Annotated in this window: 11 protein-coding genes and 1 riboswitch; of the genes, 9 read left to right on the forward strand and 2 right to left on the reverse strand. The window is 70.3% G+C overall.

Annotated elements, in window-relative coordinates; all coding sequences use genetic code 11:
• The coding region (locus KDK95_RS31970) for a phytoene desaturase family protein (protein WP_212522086.1) at positions 1 to 1401 on the forward strand (1401 nt) is incomplete at its 5' end.
• A 475-nt stretch (positions 1402 to 1876) separates the two neighbouring features.
• Here the strand turns inward: KDK95_RS31970 and metF are convergent.
• The gene (metF, locus tag KDK95_RS31975) at positions 1877 to 2788 is read right to left on the reverse strand and encodes a methylenetetrahydrofolate reductase [NAD(P)H] (protein ID WP_212522087.1); all 912 of its coding nucleotides are present in this window, start codon (positions 2786 to 2788) and stop codon (positions 1877 to 1879) included.
• A gap of 140 nt (positions 2789 to 2928) precedes the next feature.
• On the opposite strand from metF, the gene KDK95_RS31980 reads away from it, so the two are divergent.
• The 5 genes from KDK95_RS31980 to KDK95_RS32000 all read left to right on the forward strand — a co-directional run bounded on the left by KDK95_RS31980 (position 2929) and on the right by KDK95_RS32000 (position 9357).
• Entirely contained in the window at positions 2929 to 4050 is a 1122-nt protein-coding gene (locus KDK95_RS31980; RefSeq protein ID WP_307844831.1) for a polyprenyl synthetase family protein, read from the forward strand.
• Positions 4045 to 4188, forward strand: a riboswitch (cobalamin riboswitch). It overlaps the preceding gene by 6 nt.
• Positions 4189 to 4263: 75 nt before the next feature.
• Positions 4264 to 5157 (forward strand): ABC transporter substrate-binding protein, encoded by an 894-nt coding sequence (locus KDK95_RS31985; protein WP_212522089.1) that lies wholly within the window; start codon positions 4264 to 4266, stop codon positions 5155 to 5157.
• The gene (locus tag KDK95_RS31990; protein ID WP_212522090.1) at positions 5154 to 6164 is read left to right on the forward strand and encodes a FecCD family ABC transporter permease; all 1011 of its coding nucleotides are present in this window, start codon (positions 5154 to 5156) and stop codon (positions 6162 to 6164) included. The genes KDK95_RS31985 and KDK95_RS31990 overlap by 4 nt, the downstream gene beginning before the upstream one ends.
• On the forward strand, positions 6161 to 6976 hold the full coding sequence (locus KDK95_RS31995) for an ABC transporter ATP-binding protein (RefSeq protein WP_212522091.1): 816 nt from the start codon (positions 6161 to 6163) through the stop codon (positions 6974 to 6976). The genes KDK95_RS31990 and KDK95_RS31995 overlap by 4 nt, the downstream gene beginning before the upstream one ends.
• A gap of 545 nt (positions 6977 to 7521) precedes the next feature.
• Entirely contained in the window at positions 7522 to 9357 is a 1836-nt protein-coding gene (locus tag KDK95_RS32000; RefSeq protein ID WP_212522092.1) for an NAD+ synthase, read from the forward strand.
• A 317-nt stretch (positions 9358 to 9674) separates the two neighbouring features.
• Here KDK95_RS32000 and KDK95_RS32005 read toward each other — a convergent pair whose 3' ends face one another.
• Complete coding sequence (locus KDK95_RS32005) at positions 9675 to 9863, reverse strand: hypothetical protein (protein ID WP_212522093.1); 189 nt, start codon at positions 9861 to 9863, stop codon at positions 9675 to 9677.
• Between the two features lie 290 nt (positions 9864 to 10153).
• On the opposite strand from KDK95_RS32005, the gene KDK95_RS32010 reads away from it, so the two are divergent.
• From KDK95_RS32010 to KDK95_RS32020, 3 genes are all read left to right on the forward strand, one after another.
• A complete protein-coding gene (locus KDK95_RS32010; RefSeq protein WP_212522094.1) occupies positions 10154 to 11068 on the forward strand; it encodes a helix-turn-helix domain-containing protein in 915 nt (304 codons plus the stop codon).
• 22 nt (positions 11069 to 11090) lie between these two features.
• Positions 11091 to 11324 (forward strand): DUF397 domain-containing protein, encoded by a 234-nt coding sequence (locus KDK95_RS32015; RefSeq protein WP_212522095.1) that lies wholly within the window; start codon positions 11091 to 11093, stop codon positions 11322 to 11324.
• A gap of 162 nt (positions 11325 to 11486) precedes the next feature.
• On the forward strand, positions 11487 to 11702 hold the full coding sequence (locus KDK95_RS32020) for a DUF397 domain-containing protein (RefSeq protein WP_212522096.1): 216 nt from the start codon (positions 11487 to 11489) through the stop codon (positions 11700 to 11702).
• The last annotated feature ends 81 nt before the right edge of the window (positions 11703 to 11783 follow it).

Consider the following 11783-nt stretch of genomic DNA (forward strand, 5'->3'; position numbering starts at 1 on the left):
GGCGACGGGGTGTGGCGGCGGGCACGTACGCTGTGGGGCATGGCAAGGATCATCGTCGTCGGCTCGGGCCTAGCCGGACTCGCGGCGGCGGCGCGCATGGCGAGTGCCGCCAACGACGTCACCGTCATCGAACGCAACGCCTTCCCGGGTGGATCGCTCGTGTGGGCCACGCCCGACACGATCACTCTTCCGGCCGCCCTGCGCGACCTGTTCGTGAAGACGGGGGGCCGCAAGGCGAGCGCGGGCGGCAAGCTCGAGGAGGTCGTGGACCTGCGTCCGGTCGATCCGGTGCGCACGTATCGCTTCCCGGACGGGTCCAGCCTCGATCTCCCTAACGCCGCTCGGGGCGCCTCGAAGGACGCGTTCGACGCCGCCTTCGGGCCGGGCGCCGGTGACGCTTGGCTGCGTGTCGTGGACCATGGGAACCGAGCGTGGAGCGCGATTCGGCCGACGCTCGTCGAGGTTCCGGACGCGGGGCGCGGTGATCTTTGGCGTCTGCTGCGCAACTCCGCTGCACGTCGTGCCCTCGCGCCGCGGCGGACGCTGCGTCAGATCGGTGAGGCGGCCGGCATCCGCGATCCGCGCATGATGCGCGTGCTCGACGAGTACGCGCAGGCGGCGGGCGCCGCGCCGGAGACGGCCCCGGCCGTGCTCGCGATCAGGCCTTATATCGAGCAGACCTTCGGCGCGTGGCGGATCGTCGGCGGGTTGCCCGAGCTTGCCACGGCGTTGTACGAGCGCTGCCTCAAGCGCGGCGCGACCTTCCGGTTCGACGCCGCGGCCCAGTCCATCGCCGCAGGCAGCGTGACGCTGGCGGACGGCGAGCGGCTGACGGCGGACGTGGTCGTCGCGGCCGTTGACGCGCACGTTCTGGCACGGCTGACGGGCGGCAAGCAGGCCAAGGCGGCCGGGGACATTCGGCCGACGGACTACTCGCCGTCGATTCTGAGCGTGCGCCTGGAGAGCCGGGACACGGCCGAACGGGTGTACGAGACCGTGCTCTTCGGCGCGGGGGACGAGGCGACGATCCGGCTCCGCGCCGCTCCCGAGCGGCCGAATGAGTGGATCGCGTCCACCGATGTGCCGATTGGTACGAGGAATCCAGACCCGGAGGCGCTGAGGCAGAGTGTCGCGCAGCGGCTCGGCATCGCCGAGGACGCGCTCGCCGTCCGCGAAGTCTTCACGCCGGCAGATCGCGAACTGCTGACCGGAACGCCCGGCGGCTCGCTGCACGGACCGGCGATCAACTCTTTGAGCAGCGCGATTCTGCGTTCGCCGACCGTTCAGCCGATCAAGGGGCTGCTGCACGTCGGCCCGAGCTCACGACCCGGGCCGGGCATCGCGTTCGCCGCGCTGTCCACGTGGAACGCGGCGGAGGTACTCAAGCCGACGCGCGTGTGATGCTGACCAAAGCGGGTGTGATGCCGACCGAAGCGGGTTTGATCTGACCGAGGCGGGTTTGATCTGACCGAGGCGGGTGTGATCTGACGGAGGCGGGTGTGATGCCGACGCACTTGTGAAGCCAACGCGCGAGCGAGGCCGACCGACGCACGCGTAAGGCCAACGCCGCGCGTGCGAGGCCAACGCGCTTGCGAGCCCGACGCGCACGTGAGGCCAACGGACGCCCTCCGCGTGTGAGGCCGACCGACGCACGCGTGAGGCCAACGCGCGTGCGACACCGACCGACGCGCGTATGAGGCCAACGTGCGTGTAACACCGACCGACGCACGTGCGAGGCCGACCCACGCGCACGTGATGCCAACCAGCACCCCCTTGCGGGCCCACGAGCGTTTGATGCCGACCGAGGCCGACCGACGTGCGTGTGATGCCGACCAGACGCCGCGTGTGTTACGCCGACCCCGTGCGGCAACCGGCCTCAGTCGGCCGGGTTTACGTTGTGGTAGACCTCGAGCGTCGCCGTGGAGGCGTTCAGGGTGATGAAGTGCAGGCCGGGGACGCCCTCGGCCAGCAGCCGCTCGCACATTCGGGTGCAGTACTCGATGCCGATCTCGCGGACGGCCGCGCTGTCGTCGGCGACGGCGTGGATGCGCTCGGCGAGCGCCGCGGGGAAGCTGCCGCCGCTGAGGGTGACCATGCGCTCGATCTGCGCCGCGCGGGTGATCGGCATGACCCCCGCGATCACCGGCGTCTCGCAGCCGGCCGAGGTCAGCCGGTCGCGCAGCCGCAGGTAGTCGTCGACCTCGAAGAACATCTGGGTGATCGCGAAGTCTGCGCCCGCGCGGCACTTGGCGACGAAGTTGCGGATCTCACCGTCCCAGTCGGCGGAGCGCGGGTGCCGCTCAGGGAACGCTGCGACTCCCACGCAGAAGTCGCCGGACTCCTTGACCAGCCGCACCAGCTCCGCGGCGTAGGTCAGGCCGTCGGCACGCGGCACCCACGGGCCGTTCACGTCGCCCGGCGGGTCGCCGCGCAGGGCGAGCACGTTGCGCACGCCGGCGTCGGCGTACCGGCCGATGATCTGCCGGAGCTCGGAGATCGAGTGGTTCACGGCGGTGAGGTGGCCCAACGGGGTGAGCGTCGTCTCCGTGGCCACCCGTTCGGCCTCGCTCGCCGTGCCCGCGCGGGTCGAGCCGCCGGCGCCGTAGGTGATCGAGACGAAGTCCGGACCGACGCTCTCGATCCGGCGCAGGGCCTTCCACAGACTTCGCTCCTGGGCCTCGTCCTTCGGCGGGAAGAACTCGAAGGACATGGTCGGCCGACCGGCGGCGAGCAGCTCGCGAACGGTCACGGCGCGGTCCGGGCGGACGCTGGGAAGTCCGAGTGCCATGGTCAAAAGCCTAATCGCGGTCCGGAATGTGTCGAGAACGTGTCCGATTGCCGAGACGCGGATGTCCACCGCCGCGCCGCGGCGGCGCTCCTCCGCGGCCGGTCGATCCCATCCGCGGCGGATGGCTTAGGGTACGAGGAGTGAGCGAGACCTCCCTTTCCCCTCTTGACCGGCGTGAACTGCGCGCCCGGGTGTCCCGAGCGCTGACCGGTTTCCTGGACCGGCAGGAGCTGGTGCTCCGGGAGATCTCCGCGGATCTGGTGGAGCCCGCAACCGCGCTGCGCGAGTTCCTGGACGGGGGCAAGCGGATGCGGCCGGCGTTCTGCTACTGGGGCTGGCGCGCGGCCGGTGGCGCGCGGGGGGACGAGACACTTGACGACGCGGCGTTCACGGCGGCCGCCTCGCTGGAACTGCTGCAGGCCTCGGCGCTGATCCACGACGACTACATGGACGGCTCGGACACCCGGCGCGGCAAGCCGGCCGTGCACAAGCGCTTCGAGGCGCTGCACGCGGCGGGCGGCTGGGAGGGCCCGGACGCGCGGTTCGGCGCGGCGGCCGCGATTCTGCTGGGCGACATCACGCTGACCTGGTGCGACGAGATGTTCACCCGCTCGGGCTTCGATGCCGTGCGGATCCACGCGGCGCGGCCGATCTTCGACCTGATGCGCTCGGAGGTGATGGCGGGTCAGTACCTCGACGTGGTCGCGCAGAGCCGCGGCCTGGGCGTGGCCTCTGCGCGCGAGATCCTCCAGCGTGCCGAGACCGTGATCAGGTACAAGTCGGCGAAGTACACCATCGAGCGTCCGCTGCAGCTCGGTGCGGCACTGGCCACCGGGGACGGCGACGAGTCCGGGCCGGTGAACCGGGCCCTCTCGGCGTACGGGCTGCCGCTCGGCGAGGCGTTCCAGCTGCGCGACGACGTGCTCGGCGTCTTCGGCGATCCGGCCACGACCGGCAAGCCGGCGGGCGACGACCTGCGCGAGGGCAAGCAGACCGTGCTCGTCGCGCTGGCCGCCGAGCGGGCCGACGCGGAGCAGTTGAAGCTGTTGCGCGAGGGCCTGGGTGACGCGGCGTTGGACGCCTCCGGGGTCGCCGCGCTGCAAGAGGTCATCGTCGGGACCGGTGCGCTGGCCGCCGTCGAGCAGCGGATCGCGGAGCGCACGGAGCTGGCGCTGGCCGCGCTGGAGCGCGCGCGGATCGAGCACGAGGCGCGCGCGGTGCTCGCCGAGCTCGCGATCGCGGCCACCTCCCGCCAGGTGTAACCCGATTGACGTAGTAATCTCATGAAAGCGAATCCGCAGCGAAGCCGGTGTGAGTCCGGCGCTGTCCCGCAACTGTGACGTCCGGCCCCGAGACGGGGCGGGCGGAGCCAGGTCGCCTGCGGATTCGACTGACGACACAGACGACCCGTGGGCATGGTCGCTCCGTCCTTCCCGAAGGCGGCCTGCCCGCCTGCTTGCGAAGGACAAGTCCCCATGCGTCTGCCCCGCCGCGCCGCGGCCGCGACCGCCCTCCCGCTCCTGGCCCTCGGGCTCGCCGCCTGCTCGAGCTCCCCGACGACCGCGAACACCGCCGCGCTCTCCGCGAGCGAGCCGCGCCGCATCGTCTCGCTCTCCCCCACCGCCACCGAGGACCTCTTCGCGATCGGCGCGGGCGGCCAGGTCGTGGCCGTGGACAAGGATTCGGACTACCCGGCGAACGCGCCGAGGACGACGCTCGACCCGATCACCCCGAGCGCCGAGGCGATCCTTCGGTACAACCCCGACCTCGTGGTCGTCTCGGAGGACTCGAACGGGCTGGTCGCCGCGCTGAAGAAGGTGGGCGTGACGGTCATGATCGAGCCGGCCGCCAACACTTTGAACGACGCGTACACGCAGATCGAGCAGCTGGGCAAGGCGACCGGCCACGCGAGCGGCGCCGATTCGACCGTCGCGACGATGAAGAGCGAGATCCGCGCCGCCGTCCAGCAGGCCGGCACGTCGCACGCGGATCTGACGTACTACTGGGAGCTCGATCCGACGTACTATTCGGCCACTTCAGCGACCTTCATCGGTCAGATCGCCGGCCTGTTCGGGCTCAAGAACATCGCGGACAAGGTCGACAAGGCGGCCGACGGCGGATATCCGCAGCTCTCCAGCGAGTACATCGTCCAGTCGTCCCCGAGCATCGTGTTCCTGGCCGACACCGTCTGCTGCGGCGCCACCGCGAAGAGCGTGGCCGCGCGGCCCGGCTGGGCGAGCGTCCAGGCCGTGAAGGTGGACGACGTCGCGGGGCTCAACGACGACATCGCCTCGCGCTGGGGGCCGCGCCTGCCGCAGCTCGTCGAGGCGATCGCGGCGGCGGTCGAGAAGGCGCCCGCGCAGCGATGAGCCGTACGGTCCGCGCCCTGACGGCCGCGGCGGTCTTCGCGATCGCCGTGGCCGTGCTCGGTGCGCTCGTCGGGGCGGCGGACCTGAGCCCGTGGGGCGTCGTGGCGACGCTGCTCGACCGGATTCCGCTGGTGCACCTGGACACCGGCCTCTCGCCGCTGGAGCAGAACATCCTGCTGCAGATCCGGTTGCCTCGTGTTGTGCTGGCGCTGCTGGTCGGCGGGTTGCTGGCCGTCGCCGGGGCCGGCTACCAGGGCGTGTTCCGCAACGCGCTGGTCGACGCGGGAATGCTCGGCTCCAGTGCGGGCGCCGGGTTGGCGGCCACGATCGCGATCGTCTTCCTGAGCGGCCTCGGCGGTTCGGTGGTGCCGGTCGCGGCGTTCGTCGGCTCGCTGCTCGGCGTCGCCGTCTCCTGGTTCGCGTCGGCCGGGCGCCGGGACACGGCCACGCTGCTCCTGTCCGGCGTGGCGGTCGGGATGTTCCTCACCGCCGCGCAGACCTTCCTGCTTCAGCGCGAATCGCAGGACCTGCAGCAGGTCTACTCGTGGATGCTCGGGTCGATGGCCACCGCGTCGTGGACGCAGGTGACCGAAGCCCTGCCGTACGCGGCCGTGAGCATCCTGGTCCTCCTGGTGCACAGCCGACGCCTGGACGTGCTCGGACTCGGCGACGACGAGGCGCGCAGCCTGGGCCTGAACGCCGGCCGCACGCGGCTGATCGTGATCGCCGCCGCCTCGCTCGCCGCGGCCACGGCCGTCGCCGTCAGCGGGCTGATCGGCTTCGTCGGGATCGTCGTGCCGCACGTGGCGCGGCGGCTCGGCGGGCCGTCGTACGCGGTGGTCCTGCCTCTGTCGCTGCTGGTCGGGGCCGGGTTCATGGAGTCGGCGGACACGGTGGCGCGCACGGCGCTCAGCCCGTCGGAACTGCCGATCGGCGTGGTCACCGCGATCGTCGGAGCGCCCGTGTTCGTGGGCATTCTGCGGCGGAGCCGGGTGATCACCGAATGAGTGCTCTGACGGCGACGGACGTGCGCGTCGTGCTGGACCGCGGCGTCGTGCCGGTGGACGGCGTGTCGCTGCGCGTCGACTCGGGCGGCTGGCTCGGGGTGATCGGGCCGAACGGAGCCGGGAAATCCACGCTGCTCAAGGCGCTCGCCGGGCTACTGCCGTATCAAGGCGCGGTGACGCTCGAACCCGCACCGGAGGGTTCCCAGCGACGCGATCTGGCCCGGGTGCTCGCCTACGTGGCCCAGCAGCCGACGCTGCCGCCGAACGTCTCAGTGCGTGAATACGTTCTTCTCGGCCGCACGCCGTACCTCGGCTACCTGGGCAATCCCGGCCGCTTCGACCGCGAGATCGCGGACGGCGCGCTGGCCCGGCTCGAACTGGAGTCCCTGGCGCACCGGCGGCTCGGCACGCTTTCCGGGGGCGAACGGCAGCGCGTCGTACTGGCCCGCGCGCTCGCCCAGCAGCCGCGCGTCCTGCTGCTCGACGAGCCGACGTCGGCGCTCGACCTCGGGCACCAGCAGCACGTCCTCGAACTGGTCGACGAACTGCGGCTGGACGAGGGCCTGACCGTGATCAGCACCCTGCACGACCTGACCGCGGCGGCCCAGTACGCCGACCGGCTCGTGCTGCTCGACCGGGGCCGGGTGGCGGCGGCCGGAATTCCCGCGGAAGTGCTGAGCGAGTCGCGGATCCGAGAGGTCTACCGGGCCGTAGTATCGGTGACCACTGATATTTCCGGCAGGCCGGTGCCGACCCCCGTGCGGCCGTCCGGCCGGCCTCGCCCATGCCGACGCGATGTCGACTCTGGGTGACCGAACCGCCCGTCGGATATCGTGATCAACCTGGGCAAGCGGGTCAGGGGCTGAACACGCGCGGTGAGGGCGGTGATTCCCAGCGAGAACTTTTCCCGAAGGGGTCGCCAATCCCCGTGCCGCCATGAATAATCCTCTTCGAGACTCCGACGTCCCCCCGTACGGAGGAGTCTTCCCGAGGTGCGCGGCGCCCCTCCCCCCGTGGGGTCCGCGAACCGTCGCGGCGCCCGATCCGTCCCCCCGTGCGGATCCGCGCCGCAGGCGCCGGAACCGCCCCCCGCCGTCCGCGCGGTCTTCGGACCCGGACGGCGGAAACCTCTGGCGCCCGTGGAGAGTCCTCGACAACTCTCCACCGCGAGGCCTGTCGTCCCCCCGTGCGACAGGCCTCGCTCCCCTTTTTCCCGGCCCTTTCCGGCGCGGTCCGGCCTTCTCGCCTTCTCGCCGGGGGCGGCGTGCCGCGGTTGGGCGCGGGCGCGAGGGCGGCGTGACCGACCTCGCAGCCGTTTTCGTCGCAGTGACGATAAAGGGCGCCTACAATGGTGCCCATGGCGCAACTGAGAATCGCACTGGCCCAGATCAACCCCACCGTGGGCGATCTGGCGGGGAACACGGCGTTGGTGCTCCAGGCGGCGCGCGAGGCCTCGGCGGCGGGCGCGCACCTGCTCGCTGCGCCGGAGCAGGCGCTGACCGGCTACCCCATCGAGGACCTGGCGCTGCGCGGCTCGTTCGTCGACGCCTCGCGGGCGGCGCTGGAGGACCTCGGCACCCGGCTGGCCGAGGAAGGCCTCGGCGAGCTGGTCGTCGTGGTCGGCTACCTGGACGAGACCGAATGGGTGCCGCGCGCGGGCTTCCCGGCCGGATCCCCGCAGAACGCGGCTGCCGTGCTGCACCGCGGCAGTGTGCTGATCCGCTCGGCGAAGCACCACCTGCCCAACTACGGGGTCTTCGACGAGTACCGCTACTTCGTGCCCGGCAACGAGCTGCCGGTGGTGCGGATCGGCGGCGTGGACGTGGCCGTGGCGATCTGCGAGGACCTGTGGCAGGACCGTGGCACGCCCGCCGCCGCCGCCGAGTCGGGCGCCAACCTGCTGCTCTCGATCAACGCGTCGCCCTACGAGCTGGCCAAGGACGACGAGCGCTACGACCTGATGCGCACGCGGGCGATCGAGACCGGCTGCACCGTCGTGTACGTGAACCAGGTCGGCGGCCAGGACGAGCTCGTCTTCGACGGCGACTCCCTGGTGGTCGCTCCCGACGGCAGCCTGCTCGCTCGGGCCGGCAAATTCGTCGAGCAGCTCGTGGTGATGGACCTCGAGCTCCCCGAGGCGGACCTGCCGGTCGAGGACACGGTCGCGTCCAACGGCATGACGATCCGTCGGGTCGTCGCAAGCGCCGAACCGCTGGCCGCTCCGCCCGCGCCGCGCGTCGAGCCGGTGATCGAGGAGCAGCCGGACGAGCACGAGGAGATCTACCGCGCATTGGTCCTGGGCCTGCGCGACTACGTGCGCAAGAACGGCTTCAAGTCGGTGCTGTTCGGCCTCTCGGGCGGCATCGACTCGGCACTCGTCGCGGCGATCGCCGTCGACGCGGTGGGCGCCGAGAACGCATACGCCGTATCGATGCCGAGCGCCTACTCCTCCGAGCACTCGAAGAGCGACGCGGCCGACCTAGCGCGCCGCACCGGCCTGCACTACGAGACGGTCGAGGTCGCGCCCATGGTCGACGCGTACCTAAAGACCATCGCCGACGCCGGAACCGCGATCACCGGCGTCGCCGACGAGAACCTGCAGGCGCGCGTACGCGGCACGATCCTGATGGCGCTGTCGAACCAGCGCGGGCACCTCGTGCTCGCGACAGGCAACAAGAGCGAGCTGTCCGTGGGCTACGCCACGTTGTACGACGCAGGCTCGATCGGCGGCTACTCCCCGATCAAGGACGTGCCGAAGACCCTCGTCTGGGACCTGGCACGCTGGCGCAACGCAGCCGCCGAAGAGCGCGGCGAGACGCCGCCGATCCCGGCGAACTCCATCGAGAAGGAGCCGAGCGCCGAACTGCGCCCGGACCAGAAGGACTCCGACTCGCTGCCCGACTACGAGCTGCTGGACGGCATCCTGGACCTGTACGTCAAGGGCGACAAGGGAATCGACGAGATCGTCGAAGCGGGCTACGACCCGGTGCTGGTCGAGCGCATCATCCGGCTGACGGACCAGGCCGAGTACAAGCGCCGCCAGTACCCGCCGGGCGCCAAGATCTCCCCCAAGGCCTTCGGCCGCGACCGGCGGCTGCCCATCACCAACCGCTTCGCCCAGAAGGCCGACGCCGCGGCAGCGCGGCGGGCGGGGCAGGAGCCGGCGGGGCAGCAGGAGCGGGCGGGGCACTAGCTGGAGCAGGGGGCGTAACCAGGCGTCGAGCCGAGTCGCGGCCGCGCCGAGCGCGTGATCGCCCGCGGGTTCGCCTGCGGGTTCGCCTGCGGGGCGCGGCCGCACGGCGACCAGCGGGGAGAGCTGATCAGCCGTGCGTTGAACGAGTCCCACGTCGAGCCGGTCGTGCGTAGGACGAGTCCTGCGTGAAGCGATGGGGAGAGCTGATCGGTCGGTGGAGTAGTCGGTCACCAGGGCCGGACCCTGTACCGGCCCTGTCTGTCCGGGCGCCCCCGCCTGCCTATCCGGGCGATCCCGGGGGTCGTGACGATCGGACGTCAGCGCACGTCGTCCGACGGCTCGTCACGCTTGCGCCAGCGCTCCGCGACGATGGTGGACACCACACCCCGCTCCCAGCACAGCATGCAGCCGTGCAGGACGATGGAGTTGGGCCGGGGCACCTTACCCGTGCCGAGGCAGGCCGGGCAGTCGACGATGTATCTGCCTCTGCTGTGTCGTTCGTGCATCCTTGGGACTCCTTCCCTCCCGTCCCTGCCGCCCGGGCGACCTGACGGCCCGTAGGCCGTCGCCCTCCACCCGGATCGCCTTCGAGGATCCTCGGCGATCCGCAAGCGATTGAGGTCCCTTGGCGGCCTCAGTTCTGATAGTTTCGCCTAGAGAGTGACTTGGCAACTGCGTTTGGCAATTGCCAACGACAAGTTCACCTGGCATGTACCCCGAGCATGTGCGTTCGTATCGCGCAGCGCCCGGTTGCCGTGTAACAGTCCTGATGGATCTTCCACGGGAGGTGGGCCGGATGCCGGAGTCCACGGGCGCTCTGCGGCTCCGCAGGGAACTCGGCCATGCCCTGCGCCGCATCCGCGAGGAGCGCGGAATGACCATCGCAGAGGTCACCACCGCCATGAAGGGGCGTTACGGCTCGAGCTTCTCCATCACCAAACTCAGCCGTATGGAGACTGCCCGACGCAGCGTGATCCCGCGGGATGTACACGATCTCTGCATGATCTACGAAGTGCCGGATGATGAGCGCGAGCGACTCGTCGAACTGGCGAAGCTGGCTCACGACAGCGGGTCACCGGTCACCCTCGACAAGCAACTGAGCGGCTACCTGCTCTACGTGGCCCTCGAAGAGATCGCGACCGGCATTCGCGAGTTCGCATCGTCGTTCGTACCCGGCCTGCTCCAGACGCCGGGCTACGCGCGCGTCGTGGAGAGCCTGCAGTTCATCGCACCGGAGTACTACAGCCCCTACAGCGAGATCGAGGACCTCCCTCGCAACGCCGACGACAGGGTGAAGCTCCGCCTCAAACGCCAGGAGCTCTTGGAGCAAGAGGACGCGATGAGCTTCCACGTACTGATCGACGAGAGTGTGCTGAGGCGTCGGCTTCCCGACCAGGAGACCATGCGTGACCAATTGCAGCACTTGATCACCATGTCTCAGAAGCCGCATGTGACGATGCAAGTGATACCGTTCGCGGCCGGCCTGTATCCGGGATCCGAGACCTCACAGTGGCTGATCCTGGACTACACCGACAGCACCGATCAGGCCTCGACCACCGTTTACATGGAAACGGCCAACGGCGCGCAGATCATCGAACGAGAAGCCGACGTTTCCAGGATGGCCGGCACGTTCGACGCACTCACACACTTGGCTCTGGATCCGCACGCGACGCGCACGCTGCTTGAGAGCATTCTGGCCGGATTGGATTGAGGAAACACCTATGATGTCGCCCGTGACTTCTCAAGACCAAGCGGGCGCCCGCGCCGACACGCTCTCCCTCGAGTGGCGTAAATCAAGCCTTTGCCCCAATAATGCGTCGTGTGTCGAGGTGGCCGCGCTGCCCGATGGTCGGCACGCCGTGCGGGACGGCAAGAACCCGGCAGCCCCGTCCCTGGTGTTCGGCGCCACCGAGTGGGCCGCGTTCCTGACGGAGGCGAAGGCAGGCCGGTTCGACCTCGGCCGCTGACCGCATCGGATCTCCGACGGGAGGGCCTCGCATCGTCGGGTCCCTCCCGTCGACACGTTTCCGGGCGGGCCATCGGCGACCGCATTGAGTGCGCGGCCAACGGGAATACGGAAGACGGTACGACTGCCGTATACATCCAGGCCGAATGCGAGAGGTGCCCGAATGGACACCAAAGGTTACAACGATCTCCCATGGCGCAAGCCGGTTGGCTGCCCGAACGGCTCCGCTTGCGTCGAGGTCGCCGCGCTGCCCGGCGGGGGCGCGGCGATTCGCGACGGGAAGAATCCCCAAGGCCCGGCATTGGTCTTCGATGCCGCGGAGTGGGCGGCGTTCCTGGCGGGAGCGAAAGCCGGGGAGTTCGACGCGCCTCGCCGGTAGCGGGCCGAGCTGACGGCTCAGGACGAGCTGACAGCTCCCTACCGCCGGCGGACGGTGTGGCGGCGGCGGGTGGGACGGCCC

The organism is Actinospica acidithermotolerans (assembly GCF_018139625.1).
Classification (GTDB): Bacteria; Actinomycetota; Actinomycetes; order Streptomycetales; family Catenulisporaceae; genus Actinospica; species Actinospica acidithermotolerans.

Excerpts from the sequence above, each read along its gene's own strand:
- metF (WP_212522087.1), bottom strand. The coding sequence starts at position 2,788 with ATGGCACTCGGACTTCCCAGCGTCCGCCCGGACCGCGCCGTGACCGTT.
- KDK95_RS31985 (WP_212522089.1), top strand. The coding sequence starts at position 4,264 with ATGCGTCTGCCCCGCCGCGCCGCGGCCGCGACCGCCCTCCCGCTCCTG.
- KDK95_RS31990 (WP_212522090.1), top strand. The coding sequence starts at position 5,154 with ATGAGCCGTACGGTCCGCGCCCTGACGGCCGCGGCGGTCTTCGCGATC.
- KDK95_RS31995 (WP_212522091.1), top strand. The coding sequence starts at position 6,161 with ATGAGTGCTCTGACGGCGACGGACGTGCGCGTCGTGCTGGACCGCGGC.
- KDK95_RS32000 (WP_212522092.1), top strand. The coding sequence starts at position 7,522 with ATGGCGCAACTGAGAATCGCACTGGCCCAGATCAACCCCACCGTGGGC.
- KDK95_RS32005 (WP_212522093.1), bottom strand. The coding sequence starts at position 9,863 with ATGCACGAACGACACAGCAGAGGCAGATACATCGTCGACTGCCCGGCC.
- KDK95_RS32010 (WP_212522094.1), top strand. The coding sequence starts at position 10,154 with ATGCCGGAGTCCACGGGCGCTCTGCGGCTCCGCAGGGAACTCGGCCAT.
- KDK95_RS32020 (WP_212522096.1), top strand. The coding sequence starts at position 11,487 with ATGGACACCAAAGGTTACAACGATCTCCCATGGCGCAAGCCGGTTGGC.